17 protein-coding genes and 1 pseudogene are annotated in these 21,324 nt (G+C 50.7%); 4 read left to right on the top strand and 14 right to left on the bottom strand.

Annotated elements, in window-relative coordinates; translation table 11 throughout:
- On the bottom strand, nt 1–644 hold a 644-nt coding region (locus BUB94_RS10555; RefSeq protein WP_139260201.1), incomplete at its 3' end, for an Rpn family recombination-promoting nuclease/putative transposase.
- Nucleotides 645–1,084: 440 nt separating this feature from the next.
- On the opposite strand from BUB94_RS10555, the gene BUB94_RS10560 reads away from it, so the two are divergent.
- On the top strand, nt 1,085–2,713 hold the full coding sequence (locus BUB94_RS10560; protein WP_139260202.1) for a hypothetical protein: 1,629 nt from the start codon (nt 1,085–1,087) through the stop codon (nt 2,711–2,713).
- A 55-nt stretch (nt 2,714–2,768) separates the two neighbouring features.
- Here BUB94_RS10560 and BUB94_RS10565 read toward each other — a convergent pair whose 3' ends face one another.
- From BUB94_RS10565 to BUB94_RS10575, 3 genes are all read right to left on the bottom strand, one after another.
- The gene (locus BUB94_RS10565) at nt 2,769–3,482 is read right to left on the bottom strand and encodes a hypothetical protein (RefSeq protein WP_139259200.1); all 714 of its coding nucleotides are present in this window, start codon (nt 3,480–3,482) and stop codon (nt 2,769–2,771) included.
- Nucleotides 3,483–3,521: 39 nt separating this feature from the next.
- A complete protein-coding gene (locus BUB94_RS10570) occupies nt 3,522–4,322 on the bottom strand; it encodes a DUF6261 family protein (protein WP_073236835.1) in 801 nt (266 codons plus the stop codon).
- A gap of 224 nt (nt 4,323–4,546) precedes the next feature.
- On the bottom strand, nt 4,547–5,077 hold the full coding sequence (locus BUB94_RS10575) for a hypothetical protein (RefSeq protein ID WP_073236838.1): 531 nt from the start codon (nt 5,075–5,077) through the stop codon (nt 4,547–4,549).
- 562 nt (nt 5,078–5,639) lie between these two features.
- Here BUB94_RS10575 and atzF point away from each other — a divergent pair.
- Nucleotides 5,640–7,466 (top strand): allophanate hydrolase, encoded by a 1,827-nt coding sequence (gene atzF / locus BUB94_RS10580; protein WP_073236841.1) that lies wholly within the window; start codon nt 5,640–5,642, stop codon nt 7,464–7,466.
- Nucleotides 7,467–7,542: 76 nt separating this feature from the next.
- Here the strand turns inward: atzF and BUB94_RS10585 are convergent, their stop codons facing one another.
- Nucleotides 7,543–8,535 (bottom strand): PD-(D/E)XK nuclease family transposase, encoded by a 993-nt coding sequence (locus BUB94_RS10585; RefSeq protein ID WP_073236844.1) that lies wholly within the window; start codon nt 8,533–8,535, stop codon nt 7,543–7,545.
- A gap of 342 nt (nt 8,536–8,877) precedes the next feature.
- Here BUB94_RS10585 and BUB94_RS10590 point away from each other — a divergent pair, with 342 nt between their 5' ends.
- Nucleotides 8,878–9,165: a nucleotidyltransferase family protein gene (locus BUB94_RS10590; RefSeq protein ID WP_073236847.1), complete on the top strand. Its 288-nt coding sequence runs from the start codon at nt 8,878–8,880 to the stop codon at nt 9,163–9,165.
- 124 nt (nt 9,166–9,289) lie between these two features.
- On the opposite strand, the gene uca is transcribed toward BUB94_RS10590, so the two are convergent.
- From uca to BUB94_RS10630, 8 genes and pseudogenes are all read right to left on the bottom strand, one after another.
- Entirely contained in the window at nt 9,290–12,889 is a 3,600-nt protein-coding gene (gene uca / locus BUB94_RS10595; protein ID WP_073236850.1) for an urea carboxylase, read from the bottom strand.
- Nucleotides 12,890–13,048: 159 nt separating this feature from the next.
- Nucleotides 13,049–13,879: an alpha/beta hydrolase gene (locus BUB94_RS10600; protein ID WP_073236853.1), complete on the bottom strand. Its 831-nt coding sequence runs from the start codon at nt 13,877–13,879 to the stop codon at nt 13,049–13,051.
- 8 nt (nt 13,880–13,887) lie between these two features.
- The gene (locus BUB94_RS10605) at nt 13,888–14,529 is read right to left on the bottom strand and encodes a DUF1989 domain-containing protein (RefSeq protein WP_083538238.1); all 642 of its coding nucleotides are present in this window, start codon (nt 14,527–14,529) and stop codon (nt 13,888–13,890) included.
- Between the two features lie 20 nt (nt 14,530–14,549).
- Nucleotides 14,550–15,191, bottom strand: coding sequence for an urea amidolyase associated protein UAAP2 (locus tag BUB94_RS10610; protein WP_073160336.1), 642 nt, complete (start codon nt 15,189–15,191; stop codon nt 14,550–14,552).
- An 85-nt stretch (nt 15,192–15,276) separates the two neighbouring features.
- A complete protein-coding gene (locus tag BUB94_RS10615; RefSeq protein ID WP_073236858.1) occupies nt 15,277–15,993 on the bottom strand; it encodes an urea amidolyase associated protein UAAP1 in 717 nt (238 codons plus the stop codon).
- A gap of 38 nt (nt 15,994–16,031) precedes the next feature.
- Nucleotides 16,032–16,883 (bottom strand): ABC transporter ATP-binding protein, encoded by an 852-nt coding sequence (locus tag BUB94_RS10620; RefSeq protein ID WP_073236861.1) that lies wholly within the window; start codon nt 16,881–16,883, stop codon nt 16,032–16,034.
- Between the two features lie 103 nt (nt 16,884–16,986).
- A pseudogene (locus tag BUB94_RS10625) lies at nt 16,987–17,931 on the bottom strand (ABC transporter permease subunit); the annotation flags it as partial.
- 87 nt (nt 17,932–18,018) lie between these two features.
- Nucleotides 18,019–18,999, bottom strand: coding sequence for an ABC transporter substrate-binding protein (locus tag BUB94_RS10630; protein WP_073236864.1), 981 nt, complete (start codon nt 18,997–18,999; stop codon nt 18,019–18,021).
- Between the two features lie 264 nt (nt 19,000–19,263).
- Here BUB94_RS10630 and BUB94_RS10635 point away from each other — a divergent pair, with 264 nt between their 5' ends.
- Complete coding sequence (locus BUB94_RS10635) at nt 19,264–20,283, top strand: ROK family protein (RefSeq protein ID WP_158535522.1); 1,020 nt, start codon at nt 19,264–19,266, stop codon at nt 20,281–20,283.
- Between the two features lie 10 nt (nt 20,284–20,293).
- Here the strand turns inward: BUB94_RS10635 and BUB94_RS10640 are convergent, their stop codons facing one another.
- Nucleotides 20,294–21,313 (bottom strand): HAD-IIA family hydrolase, encoded by a 1,020-nt coding sequence (locus BUB94_RS10640; protein WP_073236867.1) that lies wholly within the window; start codon nt 21,311–21,313, stop codon nt 20,294–20,296.
- Nucleotides 21,314–21,324 lie beyond the last annotated feature (11 nt).

Consider the following 21,324-nt stretch of genomic DNA (forward strand, 5'->3'; position numbering starts at 1 on the left):
TCAATCTTGCCGACAAGGCAAGCGCTTTCGCTGCTGGGTAACGTCCGCAACTTTTTCTCCATCTCAGGCAGCAGCGACTCGTACTTTATCATGTCGAAGGCGTACTTCATGGTAATGGCGCCAATGGCCGCCTCAGCGTTGCCGTGAGCAAGGCAAATTTCATCGTCAATTTCCGCCAGGTTCACAAAGGCGAACTCGAAATGCGGAATGCGTCCGTTGTACAAGGCATGGATGTTTTTGTATTGTGCGAGAGGGTCCCACGGGTCGGTTCCATTATAGATAACGATGGCTTTGGTCGGAAGCCATCCATATTCAGAATTGCTCTTGTCTACCATCACGTTGATGGCGTACTTGCCTATCTGCGACATAATCCCGTTACTGGGCGAAGACTTGTGCTCCAGCAGCAAACCAAAGCGCATTTCGCTACCGTCGAGAGCCTTTACCTTGAAGGCAAGATCCGCTTCGCCCCGCTCGCCAACTTCGTCGAAGGCCTCGGGGATTTCCTCCAATGTGTCCAGGTCCACTTCTGCAAGGATATCGGCCAGGTTCCGGTTTGTCTTTGACGCAATCTCAAAAAGCGCCTTCGTGTTCACAGGTTTCGAGTAGACGTATTTCAGGAATCCGTCATGTTTCCGTTTGTTCATGTATTGTTCTTTTTATTCCGGCGACGCGGCCGGTTCGCAGGTAGAACGGTTCCTACCTACTTATATACACGCAGCAAACGTCTCTCTTGCACAAGAAATCTTTGTAAAAATTACTTTTCCCCTCTCGCGGGGAGTTCCTGGATCCTATCGCAGCTTCGCTGTTCCAGGATGACGAAGGTGAATGACATTGCTCCAGAGCCCGCCCTGAGCCTGCCGAAGGGATGACGTGTGGAGAGATGCGCCTCCATTTGCAAAAAAAAGGACCCTTTCGGGTCCTAATGGCAAGAGCGTCCCGTTTTTAAGATCGTTGCTAAGATTCCGAAACAAGTTCGGAATGACGTTTCGCTACATTCGAAAAGACTTGACTTTCCTCTTGCATTTCTCGACAAATTAAGTTATCTTTGGCCTCGTTTTTTGGCATAGGGTTTTCGAGGTTCATCATGAGATTTCTTGCAGTTACGCTTGCAGGGGTGCTTTTTGCCTGTAGCGAAAATGTTTCTTCTTTCGAGGTCGGTTTTACAAGGGGCGAGCCCCTAGCCCAAACGGCAGCGGTCAGCTTTCCGGCAGACAAGTATACAGAGGCCTACTCCGGAATACTAACAAATTCTCTTACCCCCCCCCATTTGTGCACTAGTTGTTCCGAAGGTTCGGAATATTGGCTGAACGACTCGGCAATCTCCAAAGACGAATACCTGGCCAGAGTCCAGGATTACGAACAGCGCGACCTTTCCCGCAGCACCTATACCCAGCCGATCGTCGACAGGCCCCCAATGGAGTACCCCTACGATGGCTGGACCTATCGCTTTTCTTACGGTTCCACAATTCCATTTAGCGATTCCCGCTACACGTCCATCACTACCATAAATTCCCAGAACGGAATGGACCAGATTCCGGAATCATCCCTTAGGGGGAACGGGGTCAGTGTTTATTGGATGGGCGAAGCACTCCCCCTGCCTTCTGGTTCGCCCAACGTGGTCCAGCCGGACTACAGGAATTACAGGCGCTTGCCAGAAGATATTTTAAGCTCCACGCGTCAGGTTCAGCTGATCGGGGTCTTGGCGCCAAACGTCTGCATTACGGGAATCGACTTTATTTTCAATTACGTCAATGGCCATCAGCCGATCCTACCCAATAATCCGATGGTCAACGATATCCGTAGCGGTTGCGGCAGCTACTATCTCGGTGCCCACGTTTTCAACGATACCAGCAATCACAATATCGGCTACAATGCCGAAGCCGCCGTTCTCGACGACTACATATACAATACTAGAGTCATAATGCTTGCGTCTAACGGAGAACTATACGGAACACGGTTCCATCCTAATTCGGCGGGGAGCAGCCACAACGCCATTTCTGTGGCGGGCATCAGCACCCAGACTTTGTTGCTGGCAAGTATCGCCACCATGCCCCAGGTAGTAAATGCCGACAAGATCTTTTTGCCTTCGGAATCCCAGATTGTTGTCAAGAGGCATCTGACGGTGGCCAGCGAATATACCACCTACATGGTCGACGACCCTATTACGGGGAGCATGCGTTCGGCGGCGGCAACGGCCTATACGGCGGGCATGCTGGCCAACTTGCTTTCGGACCATCCCTTTTACCGCTGGCACCCCGAGGTCGTAAAGGCCCTGATGTTGACCACCAACGTTTCAAATGGAGGCACTCCCGATTACGGGGCCATGACCCACAACAATGTTTCGCGCTACTGGGTCGGGGGCAACGGCGACCATTTCGTAAAGGCAGATTCCGCCAACGTCGAAGAGATTTACGTACCCGATGCCAGGCCGGTACGCGAAGGGGCCACCTGGCGCATGGCCATCGCCTGGCTCACCCGTGGCGATTATCCCCTTAGCCACGAATCGCTACAGCAAGAGATGAGCCTGAGCGTAAACGTGCTGAATGCCCGGGGCGAAATTCTGGAATCCTACACCGCCGACAAAGAAGGCCAGGGGCACCAGGTTCTAAACTTCAAGATTCCCGCCGGTGCCACCCGCGTCGAGTACGCCATCCGCCGAACCCAAAACAAAGGCGGCCGCACCCTGCTAGGCTTCAACCTGCATATAGAATAAAAAAAAGGAGGTTGCACCTTGGCGGGGCAACCTCCATCTCCTTTTAGGTTAGATGTTAGTTATATAGGCTTCCTGAACGGGGTCTTCCTTTTTTACCGAAGGTCCGATGGGTAATCTTGTCTAGGGCAGTCAGGAACTTGTCACACTGCATGTCGAAATTCAGTCCTGATTGCAAATCCGCATTCCCTGTCAGCACCAAAAAGAGTTTTGTACACTCCTGGCGTAATTCCGCCTTGGTGCCGTATCCGGCTCTGTCGTGGCGCTTCTGAGCAATTTCATAGGCGGCCATGAAACCTTCTACAAAGACCTCTACACGTTCTAGGCGCTGCTTGATGTCGCTAGATTCATAGACTTCGGCATTGTTAGGGTCCTCCCCCAAAGTCTTGACATCAAGGATTCTTCTCTTGACTACCACGGTCGCTTCTGCAGGCACCAAATCTTCGATTACGATCCCATCCTGGATTACGCTACACACCCGTTGCGCAAAGGCAGCCCATTCCTCGTTTGTATTGTTCTGCAGGGCCCCTACGTATCTTGCGAAGTTTCTGTATAGTCCGAGCTGATTGTCAAAAAGTTCGCCCAAGGTCAGGATAGCGGCAGCGCTCCGTTCGTTGTCAATCACAATTTCCAGGTTCGCGACCCTGGCCCTGTAATTGCGGAGCAGCCTTCCAAAAGCTTCCCGCTTAATACAGGAACTGGCTTCCAGGACTTCCTTGTGGAACTTCAAGAATTCATCATCACTCATCTTTTGGGGTCTAAAGAAACTCATGCTAGTCATTCTTTGTTTTTTCTCCTTTTCAAGAGGTTGTTACGCCACCTCGGTCATCACGTCAGACACAACTTCCGTTGTACTTTCAGCAGCCTGTTCTGCAGTCTGATTGGCATTCTGTTCGCCCTTCTGGGCATTGGTCTTGCCACGATACAGATAGCGGATTTCATTTACAGCAGCAGACACATAGCTAACGAATCCCGTACAAGAAACATCTGCCTTGACCGTAGCAATATATTCCGCCAAATGGAAGGTTCTGTAGAACTGGACCATACATTCTTCACGCAGATCCTTGTTTTTCAGGGGGACACGATTTGCGCGTTCAACACGGCAGTCATTTCTAAGGTCAGAATAATTTGTCTGGATTTCTGTAAGAGTATTCACCCACAGTTCCAATTCACTACCGGCATAAATGGCGGCGTATTCTTCCTTAGCGACCACATCTTTCACATGATCCAGAGACTTTTTGACCATGCTAGAAATGGCGTCGCGATTGACCGCAGCCGTATAACCGAAGCTCTTGACCAACTTCCAGATTTCGTTACCTAAAGCACGCTGGGTTTCGTTGGGGTGAACAGTCAGCACCTTCACATAGTTACGAAAACCACGGAACTGAACAGTACGTTCTACACCCGAAACAGATGCATCATGCTTCGCCATGATTTCAGAAACATTACGAGTGTAATCAACGAACTTCTGAACTGCGATTTCGTAGCTTGCCACCTGGGCAACCATTTCTTTAAGAGTGATACCCGAAGCAGAATTGATCACATTCCTATGGAAAGCGATGAAGTTATTGTCATTAAGTTTGCTTGCATTAATGATATTGTTATTAGACATATTAATTTATCCTTTTTAAGTTGTCTTGTTTATGTTATCAAAATAATCATTCATTTATTCTGACAACGGCCATAAGATACAAAAGTAGAACACCCAAAAACGCGCCCCTCAAAAAAAATTTTTCCTTCATTTTTTTCCATGAAAACATGGGTTGGGTGTATGAACGGGCCATTTTGGTGTATGAACGGCCCGATTTGGCGTATGAACGAGCACTTTTTTAAAAATCAACTTTTTATCAACAGGATGTCAACACAAGACGTAAAGTTGTCAAAATGGCGAAATTTGCTCAAAAACGCCATTTCCATATATTCCAACTTGGAATATATGCCTTCTCCAAAAACCCTCAAAATTGACCATTTTTGCATCCAAAATGCACTTGATCCGATAAATTGCCCTCGAAAATTTCTTTTAAACCGCTTTATATCCTGCGAATTCGCATCAAAATATCTTTTAATTTCCATCGGCACGATCGATAGCGCATCAAAATATCTTTTGATTGACTTTGTATCCGACAAAAGCGAATTAAAAGTTCTTTTAATCCGCTTTGCATCCGTCAAAAGGGCTTTAAAAGTTCCTTTAACCGGCATCTGCCCAATAAAAACCGCTTGAAAAGTTCTTTTGACCTGCCCTGCATCCGACAAAAGCGGGTTAAAAGTTCTTTCAACCGGCATCTGCATGATAAATACCGCTTGAAAAGTTCTTTTGATCTGCGTTGCATCCTGCGAATCCGCATCAAAATATCTTTTAATCCCCATCGGTACGATAAATAGCATTCCAAAAGTTCTTTTTAAGCGCCTTGCATCGGATCAATCGAATTTCTGCAGAAATCATCACCAGCTTAGCAACAGACACGATTTGACATGTAATTTTTCTACATTGCCATAGCTTTTGATGAAAAATTGTGCGAGGGTTTTCTCAGAAAGAAATTATCGGATTCCTTGTTTTTTTCCTATTCCCCTCAAAATCCATATTCACCAAAAACATAAAAATCAACTTTCAAAAAAGAGGTTTTTTATGGAAAAGTTCATCGTTTCTTGGTTTGTAACCTAGCGGGGCAAAGAAGTGCTTCTTTAAAAGCTGATTTTGTGAAGTATCTCATATAATCTCTATATCTACACTAAAAAAAAAGCATTTTCCACCCTATGTAATTCTTTACATTTTGTGTTTTTGATTTCTGCACTTTTTATAAAAAACATGAAGTTTTCTATTGCCAAATCATAGGGCTTGAGCTACTTTATGAAGGTAATTTAATAAGTCTAATTCGAGTCGAGACGCCAGTCAAAACTGCAGCCGGCCGCATCCTACAAGGAGGCCGCCATGGCCCAAAAAAGTTTTAGTGTTCTAGATCTCAGAATTTCAAGTCTCCGCTCCGCCTACGAAAAGGGCGAAACATCGCCGCGAGAAGTTGTCCAAAAATTGCGCGACGCCATGGAGGCGGCCCCCAGGGAAATCTGGATTGCAAAGACCAGCAAGGAACAGCTGGAAAAATATCTAACCGCATTGGAAAGTTTCGCCGGCAGCGGCAACGGTTTCAAGATTCCTGCAGATAAGCCTTTGTTCGGTATTCCCTTTGCCATCAAGGATAACATCGACTGCGAAGGCATGGAAAGTACTTCGGCCTGCCCCGCCTACGCCTATATGCCCAAGAAGTCCGCGTTCGTGGTGGAACGTTTGATCGAGGCGGGAGCTATTCCCATGGGCAAGACCAACATGGATCAGTTTGCCACGGGGCTTGTGGGCGTGCGTTCCCCTTACGGATGCATTCCCAACAGGTATGCGCCGGAATATGTTTCGGGCGGAAGCAGCAGCGGTTCTGCCGCCGCATTGGCCTACGGTCTTTGCAGTTTTTCGCTGGGTACAGATACGGCAGGCTCTGGACGAGTTCCCGCCGCATTCAACAAGCTTGTGGGAGTAAAGCCTACCCGCGGCTTGCTTAGCACCAGCGGCGTGATTCCCGCTTGCCGCAGTCTGGATTGCGTCAGCATTTTTGCATTGGATAACAGCGACGCCCGCTATGTATTGAACATCGCCGGGGCCGAAGATAGCGAAGATGCCTACTCACGAGTGGCCCCCTGGAACGAGGCTGCCGTGAACGCAAAGGGGACTGCCGTGAACGCAAGGGGGGATGCGCCGAGGCTCCCCGAAAATTGGACTTTCGGTGTTCCCGAAGAAAGCGAGCTGAACTTCTTTGGGAATGAGGGTTACAAGGCGGCCTTCTACCGCGCCGTCGAGGCATTCGAAAAGGCTGGCGGTACCAAGGTGACGATTCATTTTACCCCCTTCCTGGAAGCAGCCCGCCTGCTTTATGAAGGCCCCTGGGTTTTCGAACGCTACGATGCCGTGGGCAAGTTCATCGAAGAACATCCCGATGAAATCTTCCCCGTTACCAAGCAGATCATTAGCCCCAAGGTAACGCCCCACCCCTCCGAAGTTTTCGCCGGGTTCCACGCCTTGCAAGCCAAGAAGAAAATCGCCGACCGTGAATTCGCCAAGGTAGATGTTCTGCTTACGCCTACGGCCGGCACCATCTACAAGACGGCCGAAGTGAACGCCGACCCCATCAGGCTGAACAGTAACTTGGGTTATTATACCAACTACATGAACTTGCTGGATTATTCTGCATTGGCTATCCCCGCAGGCGTGGCCGACAGCACCGACCCCAACGCACCCAAGCTCCCCTTTGGCGTAACCATCGTAGGCCACGCTTTTGATGATTTCAAGTTGCTGGATGTCGCCGAAAAGGTAACGCCCTTCCTTAGCGAAAAGATTCCTCTGGCGGTGTGCGGAGCCCACCTGAAGGGTGAACCTTTGCATTATCAATTGGAAACCGCAGACTTTTTAGGTGCTGCAGAGACTGCTGCCGAATACAAGATGTACGCCTTCAAGGATGGCACCATCCAGAAGCCTGCCATGATCGCCGGCAACAGCAGCTTCTATGTGGAGCTTTACGCCCTTACTCCCGAAGAATTCGGCAAGTTCGTCGCCGCCATCCCCGCCCCTCTCGGCATCGGAAAGATCAAGCTTTCTGACGGCCGCATGGTCCCCGGATTTATCGGCGACGGAAGCATCTCGGTAATGGCCTTCGAAGGAACCGCCACCGACATCTCCGAATACGGCGACTGGCGCAAGTACGTTCATAAATAAGAACTTTATTCATCTCTACAAAAAAAAACTGCACCGTTACGGCGCAGTTTTTTTTGCAATAATATGCCAAACAGAATTATTTGTCCGCGAGCATTTCCAACATTTTTTTAGCTTCCTCTATTTTATCTTCAGAAACCCCAAGAGAACGCATAACTTGAATGCCATCAGCATGACCTTTTTCTAACCCTTGTTCAATGCCTTGCTCAATGCCTTGCTCAATGCCTTTTTTCAAGCCTTCATTGATGGCATCGTCAATGCAGCAATCGATATCATATTGAGTCATCATAGAAAAAGCCTGCCTTTCAAGAATCTCTTTTGGAGTCCTGCGGATGCGCAGCCGTTCATAAGCGTCGCGGATGGCGCCCTGGGCGGTGCTGGGAATTTCGTCGCGACTGCCGCAGTTGTCGATGAAGTCCATCCATTCGCGTTCCCTTTCGGGCACGTCCTTCGCTCCTTTCAGCTTCGGCAGCTTGATGAAAATATAATTCAAAACATGGCTTACGGGCAAGGCGTCCTTGTTTCCCAGGTCGCTCTTGCGGTAGATCCCCCAGGAGTCGCGATAGTCCTTGTTGCCGTCGGAGGCATTCTCGCAAATCCAGATGCTATAAATCTTGGGCATGCGGTAGCGTTCCTTGAGGGAGAGTTCCCTGCGGCGCTTCTTCAGGGAAAGCAGCTCTTCGCGGTGGGCTTCGGCGGCCATGACAGCGCCGTACAAAACTACACGGTCCTTGAAATGAGTGTGCCCGAATCTCTGCATTTCAACATCGATGTATTCACCGTTCTTTGTCCTGGCGCGAACGTCTACTCCTACGATATCGTCGCTGGGGTAGATGACAGCCAAGTCGCGGTTCATGTGTTCTACGTCCGTGATGGAGTCCTTCTCATCAAGACGGAGTACGGCATTCAGAAAATCAATCAGGATTTCCTTGGATTCAAAAAGCCTGATGAAGGCTGTATTTTCTTTTGCAGAAAGGAAGGTGGAGTGGCGCAGAAGTTCCGGAATTTCCTGTTCCGGAAGGTCCTGGTTCAAAATAACGCCAAAATCGGCGTGAGATCCCGTTCTGACCATGGGATTCCTCTTGAGTATAAAAGTTGACGTTGTGGAGCCGATTTCAAAAAATCCATTGAAATCGGGAGCCCTACGTTACATACTCAGGAAGCGCTTTCCCAGGTAACCTGCAGCGATCTTGCTTCAGTAAAGTCGAAAGCCAAGTGCCGCGAGCAGCAAGCAGAGAGTGAATGGCCGCGCACGAATGCCGGATGAGAATGCTTAGAATATAAAAACATATAGTTTAACAGGCAACACCCCAAACATTGAACTTGGCACCCACTTCATAAATAAGAACTTTATTCATCTCTACAAAAAAAACTGCACCGTTACGGCGCAGTTTTTTGTTATTATATTGAGAGTATGGTGAATATTCCTGAAACATTGCTGCAGCAGATAATTCAATTTGCAAAGGTATGCAAGTTGAATCGTGTTGTGTTGTTTGGATCTCGAGCCCGAGGCTCTCATAGAGATCGTAGCGATGTGGATTTGGCCGTTTTCGGAAAGAATGTCGCTGAATTTCAGTTTATGCTCGAAGATGAAGCAGATTCCCTTTTATCATTCGACGTTGTTGACATGGGAACCGTTGTCTCTCAGAAACTGAAGCAGAATATAGAGCGAGAAGGAGTTTGCCTTTATGCAGAAGTTTGAAAATAGAAAACAACGAAGAGAATAAGCTTTAGTTTATAACAAAAACCCGTCTCGGCTTTCACCGGGGCGGGCTTCTTGTTATGTGGAGTTCAAAGGGAGTCCCCGACGGAGTCGGGGATTTTTGTTAGTTAGCTTTTACAGCGAAGAGGCATTGGCCGGAGCGGATTTCGCCGCCTTGCTTGCCAAAGACCTGAGTGATGACGCCGTCTTCGTCGGCAACCACCGGGATTTCGGTCTTCATACTTTCGAGGATGGCAAGGGTGTCGCCGGCCTTGAACTTGGCACCCACTTCAGAAACCACCAGTTTCCAGAGGGAGCCTGCCACAGGGCTGTACACGCCTTCTTCACCATCGGCCAGAGTCACTTCGGCAGCGGGGGCTGCGTCGGCGCTATGGCTTTCGAAAGTAAACTGTCCGTTTGCAATCCAGCGCTGCTTTTCTTCTTCGAAGGCGTTCTTGCGCTTGGTTTCGAAAGCATTGATGGTTTCTGCATTTTCGGCCAGGAACTTTTCGTATTCAGTGATGTCGAAGGAACTTTCGACGATCTTCACATGGAACTTTCCGGCAATAAAGTCCTTGCGCATTTGCAGGAGTTCATCGGCACCCACTTCGTAATACTTGACCACGTCAAAGAAGCGGAGCAGGTAAGGCAAGGTAAAGTCGCTTGTCTTCTTGAAACGGTTCCACATCTGAACGGTACGTCCGACAAACTGGTAACCGCCAGGGCCTTCCATGCCGTAGACGCACATGTATGCGCCACCGATACCCACTGCGTTTTCGGGAGTCCAGGTACGGGCGGGGTTGTACTTGGTAGTCACCAGGCGGTGGCGGGGATCCAGCGGAGTTGCCACAGGGGCGCCCAGGTAAACGTCGCCAAGGCCCATGACCAGGTAGTCGGCGTTCATCACGATGTTCTTTACATCGGCGATGGAATCCAGGCCGTTTACGCGGCGGATGAATTCGATGTTGTTGGGGCAGCACCAGGGAGCACCGGGGCGAACGGTGGTGACGTACTTTTCGATAGCCACACGAGTCTGGGGGTCATCCCAGGAAAGGGGCAAGTAAACGGTACGGGTGGGAACCTTGGTAACCTTATTCTTCTTCAGGTGTTCTGCAAGGTCAGCAAGCTTTGCCAGCATTTCACCCTGACGGATTTTAGTTACGTCAAAATGAATCTGGATGGAGCGAATACCCGGGGTCACATCAATGACCAGGTCAGCCATCTGTTCCTTTACAGCCAGCATCCAGGCGTGTGCGGTAAAGCGGAGGCGAAGGTCAATGATGGCGGGGCCAAATTCCACCAGCACATAGTTGTCGCCGTCGGCACGAACCACGATGTGTTCCATTTCGTCGGCGCTGTCCTTATGGAATTCAGCAATAATGGGCGTTACAACAGGGGCTGCCACCAGAGCGGGAATTGCTGTAGAGGCTGCAGCAATGTTAGCGAGATTTGCTTCACGGGCCAGGCGAATTTCTTCGGCACTTTCGGCAGTAAGGGGAACAAACTTTACGCGGTCACCGCTGCGGAGCTGACCCATCTTCCAGAGTTCAGAAGAAACGATGGTGACGGGGCAAGCAAAACCACCAAGGCTGGGGCCATCCACGCCCAAGATAATGGGCATGTCACCAGTAAAGTCTACAGTACCGATGGCGTAGGCATTATCATGAAGGTTAGAAGGATGAAGGCCAGCTTCACCACCATCAGGGCGAGCCCACTTAGGCTGAGGTCCAATCAGGCGGATACCGGTTCTAGAAGAGTTGTAATGGACTTCCCAGTTGGCAGCGAAGAATTCATCGATGTCTTCCTTGGTCAAATAGTCGGGAGCGCCGTGAGGGCCGTACATCACACCGATTTCCCATTGGGTACTGATCTGCGGAAGAGCAGCCTCTGCAGGGACCATGGGTTCCGTGGCAATGGCGTTACCGATGTGGAGGATATCGCCTGCAGCCAGGGCGCGGCCACCATGGCCACCAAAACCGCCCAGGGTAAAGGTAGACTTACTTCCCAGATAATCGGGAACGTCAACACCACCGCGAATTGCCAGGTAAGCACGCTGCCCCATCTTGGTAATGCCGAACTTCAGAACGTCACCGTCGTGAACTTCAACAGGAGTGTTCTTGGGGCATGCGGCACCATTCAGCTTTGCCGGAAAATCACCGCCCACCCATGCAATCACCGTGTCGGTGTGGAAGGCAAGGGAGCAGCCGGAAAGAGTCATTTCGATACCGGCAGCGTCATCGGCATTACCCACAATCTTGTTGGCCAAGCGGAAGCTGTAGTTATCCATGGGGCCGCTAGGAGGAATACCTACGTCCCAAAGGTTCAAGCGACCCGGATAATCCTGGATCGTGGTCTGGAGACCCGGAGCCAGCACTTCAAAAATCTTGTTTTCGTACTTGTAATCGTTCAGGATCCAGGTAGAAACCTTGCCCGTAATAAAGGCATCCATTTCAAGGACATCTTGCAAGAGCTTGATGTTGGTCTCGAAACCGCAGAGCTTGACCTGCTTCAGGACTTCGCGGGCCTTGGCAATGTTGTCTTCGCGATCGTCGCCGGCCACAATGACCTTTGCCAGCAGGGGATCGTAGAAGGCGCTGACTTCAGTACCGCGGGAAACCCAAGTATCTACGCGGATGCCTTCGGGGAAGGAAACTTCGGTCAGGAGGCCGCTGGAGGGGCGATAGTTCTTGCCCGGATCTTCGGCGTAAACGCGGAATTCCATGGCGTGGCCCTTGGGGGTAAACTGGGCGCCAATTTCGAAGGGGCGGATTCCTGCAGCCTGTTCGATCATCCAGCGGACCAGATCCACACCGAATACGGTTTCGGTAACACCGTGCTCCACCTGCAAGCGGGTATTTACTTCCAGGAAGTAGAATTTGTCGTCGTTGGCATCGTAAATGAATTCCACGGTACCAGCAGAACGGTACTGCACACCTTGAGCCAAGCGGAGGGCAGAAGCATGCAGAGCCTCGCGAGTCTTTTGGGGAAGGCAGGGAGCCGGAGTTTCTTCCACCACCTTCTGGTTACGGCGTTGCACAGAGCAGTCACGTTCGCCAAGGACAACGGCATTGCCTTCGCCGTCACCGAAAATCTGGACTTCTACGTGGCGGCCGCGTTCCACATACTTTTCTACAAAGAGGCCAGCGTTCTTGAAGTTGTTTTCGCTAAGGCGCTTGATACGGTCGTAGCTTTCGCGAAGTTCTTCTTCGCTGTGGCAGATGGACATGCCAATGCCGCCACCGCCTGCGGTACTTTTCAACATTACGGGATAGCCGATCTTGCCTGCACCGGCTGCGGCTTCATCTACACTGTTCAAGAGGCCAGTACCGGGAACCAGAGGCACGCCAAATTCTTCGGCCAGTTCCTTACTGCGATGCTTCAGACCGAATTCAATCAGTTGCTTGGGAGTGGGGCCAATGAAGGCCACACCGTTTTCTTCGAGGGTCTTTGCAAATTCAGCATTTTCGCTCAAGAAACCATAACCCGGATGCACGGCTTCGGCACCGGTCTGCTTAATGGCAGCCAAGATGGCATCTACATTCAGGTAGCTATCCTTGGCGGCGGCAGGGCCTACACGAACAGCTTCATCAGCCATCAAGACGTGAGCGGCAGTTTCGTCGGGGTCGGAGTAAACCGCCACGGACTTCACGCCCATTTCTTTTAGAGAACGAATGACACGGCAGGCAATTTCGCCACGGTTCGCAATCAGTACTTTCTTAAACATTTTTAGTTCCTTTTTATCCACACAACAATTTTTTGGTTTGAGGACGGCCTACGGCCTTTTAGGTATCAGGCCGCGCTTTCGCGCTCTCAGGTCATATTATTCAACCTCTAGGTGGCAAAGCCACCGACCTCATACCTCAAGCGAAGCGTTCCTCACGCCTTACTTCCCTGCCATGATGTTTAGTAGCCGGGAAAGAGCGCCATTGGGATTTTCCAGTTCCGTAAGGATTGAAAAATGGTCATGGCCATCTAGCAGGGAATAGCTTCCCGGTATACGTTCCGCAGCTCGAAGAGCCGCAAATTCAAGACTCTGACGGCGCAGTTCCGGAAGTTCCTTGCTTCCAGAAACAACGATTACAGGTTTTCTCACAAGGGGGGCGCGAGCAGGACTCAGGCGAAGAATCTCTTCGGCAGTCAACTGCAATTTTTTATTCAGGTAGCTCTTGGAAATAGGCTCCAAATCATATATGCCGCTAATGGCCAAGGCTCCCTGCACACCCGTTTCGTCGAGAACAGAAGTGCAAAGGTGACCGCCGGCAGACCAGCCAGACACATAAATACGATCAGCATCAAAGCCCAGTTCGTCGGCACGGCTGCGTAGAACCTTTATGGCCAAACGGATTTCGTAGACGATTCCCGTCAAGGGCATTTCGGGAGCCAAAGTGTAGCCTATGTTCGCTACGTTAAATCCGTTGGCCAAAGGGCCCTGTGCAAGAAAGCGGAAAGTTTCCTTGCAACGCATCTGCCAATAGCCACCATGAATAAAGACAAACAGGGGTGCCTTTCGATTACCACAGCTAAAAAAGTCAAACTTGTTCCGAGGGTGAACATCGTAGGTCATGTCTAGGGAAGAAGCGAATCTTCTGGCCAAGGCATCGCTACGCAGGTCGAACCCCTTCAGCTGAATGGCGCTATCGGCAACGGCATTGGTATTGTCGTAACCGGCGTCCAACTCGGCCTGGGTAAATCCACGGTAAACAAGTTCACTCATTTTACACCCTACTTGTCAAACACCACCATGCGAATGGGAGTGGGGTTGTAATCGTTACAGGGGTTGTTCAGCTGGGAGCAATCCGAAAGCAAGAACAGGATATCCATATCCACGCGCATTTCGATGTACTTGCCCGGGCCAGAAATGCCGTCGGCAAATTCAAGGCGGCCAGCATCATCCAGAATCACCTTGGTAAAGAAATTCAGGTTGCAAGTCTGATCGCGCTTACTCATGCCAAAGTTTTCCAGCGTACGCACGAAGGTATCGCGACAGCTATGCATATAGCGGGTCTTGTCCGTATAGCGAACGCAGTTGCCTTCTGCAGAGCATCCACTGCCAAGAGTATCGTGCTCGCCGCAGGTATCCGCAATCACCGTCAACATGGGGTTGTTGCGGTTGCTGCGAATCACCGTACCCAATTCAATCATGGTGTTGGCCTGGGCGGTAATGGTGTTGTTGGCATTATAGCGTTCAGTCTTGTCGTGCTGATTATAAATCTGCACGTCGCCAGACTGGTTTCCGCAAACGTCGATCATGCGAAGAATCTGTCCCTTCTTCAGAGGCAGCATGTAGCCGTCGCCCGCATTCACCGTCACATCGAAGACCGCGTCTTCAACCCTACGGGAACTTTCAAGAAGCTTCGAGTTCATCATAAACCTCTCTTGAAACCTTAGTCCCAAATCAGCATGCGGACGGGGGTCGGATCGTAAGCATTGCAGGGGTTGTTGAGCTGCGGGCAGTTGCTAACGACTGCAAGCACATCCATTTCGGCACGCATTTCCACGTACTTGCCCGGGCTAGAAATACCATCGGCAAAGTTCAGGTTGCCCTGTTCATCGAAGGGCACATACATGAAGAAGTTCAGGTTGTTGACCTGGTCGCGCTTATCCAGATTTTCGGTTTCCAGAAGGACCTTCAAAAAGGATTCGCGGCAGGCGTGCATATAACGCTTGTCCAAAGCGTAACGGCAAGTATTGCTTTCGCAGGAGCAGGCGGAGCCCAAAGTGTCATGGTCGCCGCAAGTGTCGGCAACAACAGTGAGCATGGGATTGTCATCGTTGGAGTAAAGCTTGGTGCCAACGCCTACGAGACAGTTAGCCTGACGCTGCACGGTCTGCTGAACGCTATAACGTTCGGAAGGATCGTTTGCGTTAATGAACAGAGTATCTACAGCCTGGTTCCCCTTCAGGTCCAGAATGCGGAAGGTCTGACCTTTTTTAATCAGATGGAGCCAGCCAGCACCAGCCTGCACATCTTCAGAATAAACGGCATCTTCTTCTTTCAGCGAACTTTCAACATATTTTGTATACATCTTATAAATCCTTTTTTCTTTTTTTACTTTCCGCTCATACCTCAGAGCGAAGCGACCTCATAGCTCAAAGCACCGCAGGTGCGCCCTACAAGTTGTAGTTTGCAGTGTTGATGTAGCCGCGGCCATTTTCCGGGCACCAGGTAAAGCAAGGATCGTCTGCGGGAGCTTCATCGCAAGTGAGGAGTTCAACCTTCACGGGCTTGCGCAGATATTCCTTGGTGGGATTCAGGGGATGCATACCGGTATCGATTACAACAAGAGTGTCCATTTCGGCGCGGAGTTCTACGTAGTCGCCGGCCTTGGAGTTATTTTCGACGAAAGTCATCTTGCCGTCGGAAGTAACCACAACCTTGCTGAAGAAGTTTACCAGTTCGGTAAAGTCGCGCTTGGTCATGCCATGCTTGCCGATTTCAACCAGCAGGGAATCGTAACCGTTGCGGAAGAAGTCGTTGTGGGCAGCCTGATAGGACTTTTCGCCAAAACGTTCCTTGATGAGGCTTGCGTGGGTGCAGCCGCACAGAGGATCGTGCCAGCCAACGGTATCTTCGACAACACTGAGGAGGATGCGGCCCATGTCGCTATAGAGGCAGCAGTTCTTGGCGATGCGGCAGATGTGTTGAATTTTAAGGGTATCGCCCAGGTTAAAGCGTTCAGTGAAGTTCTTGGCGTTGTAGCACATGATGCTAGCGTTTGCGCCACCTTCAATATCGGTAAGGCGGATCTTCTGGCCCTTCTTTACGATGCGGGAATAGTTCCAGCCGCCAGCAATTACTTGTTCACACAGTACTTTAGATTCAGACATTTTTGGACTCCTGTAAAAATGGTTTTAGGTCGCACTCATTACTTCTTGGCGATCATGTTTACAATCTTGAATTCTTCTTCGGGTTCTTCTACCAGCTTGGGCGGGTGAATCAGACCTTCGATATGCTTGCGCTTTTCGATGAATTCCGGCAGCAAGAAGCTATCCTTGTTGCGGGGGCGCGGCACAGAATGGACATCCACCATTTCCTTGACCTTGCCGGGGTTGGCCTGCAGCGTAAGGATTCGATCCGAAAGGAATACCGCTTCGTCAAGGTCGTGGGTCACGAAGATGATGGTGATATCGATGTTCTTCCACACTTCCAGCAGGTACTTCTGCATCTGGGAACGGGTCTGGGCATCCAAAGCGCCGAAGGGTTCATCCATCAAGAGTACGCGGGGCTGCGGGGCCAGGGCGCGTGCAATAGCCACACGCTGCTGCATACCGCCCGAAAGTTGCTTGGGGAAGTACTCACCATACTTTTCCAAGCCCACAATCTGCAGCCACTGTTCCGCAATTTCTTCAGCCTCACTTCCGTGGCCAATGGATTCCAGGCCGAACATCACGTTCTTCTTCACGGACATCCAGGGGAACAAAGTGTATTTCTGGAATACCATGCCACGTTCAGCACTTGTACCCTTCACCTTCTTTCCATCTAGGTAGAATTCGCCGGAGGTTGCGGTTTCGAGGCCTGCGGCAATGCGGATCAAGGTAGACTTACCGCAACCAGAGGGGCCGATAACCGAAAGGAACTCGCGACGGCGAACGCCAAAGGAAACATCATCCAATACGCGATGGGTGCCGGAACCGTTAGTCTCTTCGAAGTCCTTTACAATGTGGCGGGCTTCCAGGATAATATCTTCGGCGGGTGAAATAATCTTAGAGTCTGCCATTGTAACGATCCCTCATAGTTTTTTCTTCTGCAGTCAGGCGGAAGCTAAACACATCATCCTTAGAACCAACGACCTGCTTGAACTTGGCGGCCACACCGACGCGGCCATCTTCCCAGGCAAAGATCTTCTTGCCCAGCCAGGCGAGAATCAAGTCGCAGCCGAGACCGATAATTCCAAGAATCACGATGGCAGCATAAACATTATCGAAGTTACGGTACTTGGCCTGCTGATTAATGAACCAGGTAATGCCGGAACTTGTGCCCACCACTTCGGCCACAATCAGGTAAGTCCAGGCCCAGCCCAAAAGGATTCGCATATCCTTGTACATCTTGGGAGCGATTTCAGGGAGGATCACCTTGAAAAGGATGCGCTTGGGAGAGGCCCCCAGAGTGCGGGCGGCTTCAATCAGGGCACCGTCGGCACGGCGGGTGGTGGCGTTAATCATGGGCACCTGCTGGAAGAAAGTACCGATGATAATGATGGCGATTTTCGGAGCATCGTTAATGCCAAGAACAGCAACCGCCAGGGCACCAAAAACAGGGGCCGGGAAATAGCGGAAGAATTCGATAAACGGTCCAGTCAGCTTTTCAAAAAATGGAATAGCACCGGACAGCATACCCATGGGAACACCCACAAGGCTAGAAAGCAGGAAGGCCAGGAACACGATCTTTACAGAGTGAAGGATGCTCTGGTAGAACCATACATCGCCATCGCGCTTGGGTTCCGTAGTGAATGCGGTAACCAGGGCCTTGGCCACTTCGTGGGGTGCGGGCAAGTAAGCGGGATTGGCGCGCACACCGGTCATGGGCTTTGCGCCAGATTCCAGAAGGTTCTTGTTTTCTTCTGCAAAGTTGGCGCGATCGATTTCGTCTCCCGGCATACAGAACATGCTGTCGCCTGCATCTACCACGCGCATCAGCGGATGATAGACAAAAGGCACATAGCTGATCACGCTCCAGGTCGCCAGGGGAATTACGAAGGAAAGAATAGCCAGGACCATAGTCCACTTCTTTCCAACAGTCTTTTGAATTCCAATAGGATTAGTCATTTTATCCACACAACAATTAAGTGATTAGTGGTTAGTGGTTGGTGATTAGTATTTTCTGCTTACCAACCACTGACTACTGTCTACTATTTACTTGCCCTTGTTAAAGTCTTCGGTGAACTTGGGCATGATGAAGCGGTTTACGTCCACGTTCTTGTCGTACACCTTGTTCTCTACAAAGAACTTGTCGACGATCTTGCTGGAACCAAAGACGGAGTTATAACCTTCGCCCTTCTTGAAGTACTTCACCGATTCGCTCAGGCGCAGGAACTTGGTACCGTTCATGAACTTTGCATACTGGGATTCAGAAATGCCTACGCGAGCGGCAAGAATCTTGACGGCCTCATCCTTGTTTGCGGGGTCATTCAGATAAGCCACCACATCATCCCAGGCTGCAACAACCTTGGCCCATTCAGCCTTGTTCTTCATGAGGGATTCCTGAGACACCACCAGCAAGTCGTAAATGATGCCCGGTTCGTTGGCGCTGGTGTAAAGTTCCTTGGAACCCTTCACCTTTTCAAGGGCGTTCACGGAATGGGGAACCCAGGCCACCACGGCGGAAACTTCGCCGGATTCAAGAGTCTGTACCGCCTGATGGGTCGGCATATTCACCAGAGTCACATCAGAAGGCTTCAGGCCATTCTTGGTAAGAGCGTTAATCAGCAAGGCATGAGAAAGACAGCCAATTTCTACACCCACCTTCTTGCCCTTCAGATCCTTGATGGAGTTGATTCCCGGAGCGCCGATAATCTTGTCGTTACCGTTGCTGTAGTCGTTAATCAAGATGGTCACGTTGCGGGCGCCGGTAGCGTTCAGCACCATGGCATCACCGTTGGCGACACCTACGGCATCCACCTTCTTGGCGGCAAAGGCATCCATAGACGGGCCGTAATCAAACCATTCCAGCTTTACATCCACATCGTGCTTCTTGAAGAAGCCCTTCTTTTCGGCAATTTCCCAGGCAGTCCAACCCGGCCAATCGCTATAGGCGATCTTCAGTACCGGCTTTTGTGCGTAAACGGTTGCGGCAAGGGCCATCACACCAGCAATTAAAAACTTGGAAATATTCATAAACACCTCGTGGGTAAATTGTTTTACGCCCCTTTTTACGCAAAGGCCGTGCCAACTTTTCAGAAACCCACGATTTTTACAAATTTTACCGGTTTTACATAACCGTAGCAGCACGGTAGCATTTTGGTAGGTACATCATTTGTAAAACGACTTTATAAAGTCAGCAGTTTATTTTCAACTTCTGTAAAAACAACAAATTTTTATAAACGGCATATTTTTTGCTGCATTCATTGTTAGTTTTACTCACGGAAAAAGAGAATGAACATGGCAAAAGAAATTCGCTCCGCAGCAGAGATCAAGAAGCAGAACGTGGCTAGCATCAAGCGAGTCATTCTAGAGATGGGTTCCGTCACAAAACCCGAGGTGGCCGAAAAGACAGGCCTCAGCGTAGTCACCTGCGGAAGCATCCTCAACGAGATGACCGCAGAAGGCTCCATCGTAGAAGAACGGCTCCGCTCGTCTAGCGGCGGCCGCCGGGCCATGAGCTATCGCATCAGCGAAGGCGTGGGCAACACCCTCTGCCTTTATGCCTTTACCGAAAGCACTGGATCATTCATTCGCTACCAGGTCCGCGACCTGATCGGCAACGTAAAAGACGCCGGCTTCACTCAGGAGCCCGTCATCAACGTCACCACCCTCAGCGAAGCCATCAAGAGAATTTGCAAGCCCGAACAGAATGTCAAAATCGTAGTCCTTGGAATCCAGGGCTGCATCAACAACAACATCCTGGAATATTCAGACCTTACAGAACTCAGCGGACTTAACGTGGCCGCCGAACTGGAAAACGCCACCGGCTTCCCCGTCCGCGTCGAAAACGACATGAACACCATCGCCGTGGGCTACCGCAAGAACTGCGAAAAGAAACTGGATTCAAAATCCGGCAGGAACGTGGCCATCCTGTTCTTCCCCAAGGGGCAAACTCCCGCAGGAGGATTCATCGTAGACGGAAACATTCTGCGAGGAGCCTCCAACCTGGCAGGGGAACTCTCCTTCTTCCCCTACAACTTCAAAAAGGAAGACCAGCGAGTCGTCTTCAGTTCCATCGAAAAGGCCCAGCCCACCATCAACCGCATGATCCTGGCCACCACCGTGTTCCTGGACCCGGCCGTAGTCGTCATTACCGGCGGTCTCTCTAGAGAAGTGGATTGCGACGCCATGACCAAGTATCTGCAAGACAACCTGAAGCGCCCCCAGATTCCAAGAATTGAGGCCCGCCCCGTCATCGAGAGAGACTACTTTACCGGCCTCCACAGCATCGCCGTGGACTACATAATCGACGGTTAAATTTTACAGGTTACAAATAAAAGTCCGGATAGATTCCCAGTTCGAGTTCATCTACCAGCAATTCCGCGGCAGGTTCATTTCGGCCCACAACCAGGGCACTGTCAAAGCCAGCCACGCGGGCCCCAAGAACATCCGTTCCCAGGGTATCGCCAATCATGACCACCCGGGGCTTGCGCCCATTAAAAAGGGACTCGGGCAAAGAAGCGCTAACCTTTTTCCAGATCGCCGGGAAGGGCTTTCCCAAATAGTAAGTGGTACAGCCCTTGCCGCCATTACCGCAGTTACCGCCATTGCCGCCGTTAGATTCGTCTACGGATTCGCGACGAAGGCGTTCACAAAGGGCCCCAGAGACAGGCTCACGGGAACCGTCAATTTTCGGAGCCCAGGCATCGGAATTCAGCACCAGCAAAATAGCACCGGGACGTCTTAGAATTTCTACAGCGTGGGCATAAGTTTCATCGGTATCCTTCGCCGAAGAAATGGCCACCACGGGCTCTTCGGGGAATTCGTCGGGCGCAACCGCCGTCATGCCACATTCCGCCAAGACGTTCTTACCGGTTTCCCGCCCGATGTAGTAAACCTCACGCAATTTCAGAGGGCCGCAGGCCTGATTTGCATTGGCGGCGGTTCCGGCCCGCAATTCCTTCACCAGGTCCTTCAGCAAACTTCCCGACGAAATCGTCTCCGCTTCAGAAAAGTCAAACCCACGCTTTGCGGCATCCGCCGCCAGCACGCGGTCTACATCGCTGGCCGCATTGGTAATCAGGCGTACCTGCTTGCCCGCAGAACGCAAGGCCGCAAACCAGTCCCGGGCCCCCGGGTAAACAAAGGCACCGCGGTTATACAAGGTCCCATAGCCATCAAAGCAGAATGCGTCATACTTCTCCAGCAGTTCGCCAAAGGATACCGCCTGCGGTTCAGCCGCACCGAGGCCCTGAGCGCCAAGGCCATCGCGGTTTTGGGGCAGACAGCCATCCCGATTCAATATTTCCAGATAGCGCTTGTAAATCTCAGTCTCAAAAAATTCCATTTAAAGCTCAA

The sequence above is a fragment of the Fibrobacter sp. UWH9 genome (genome assembly GCF_900129715.1).
Taxonomy (GTDB): Bacteria; Fibrobacterota; Fibrobacteria; order Fibrobacterales; family Fibrobacteraceae; genus Fibrobacter.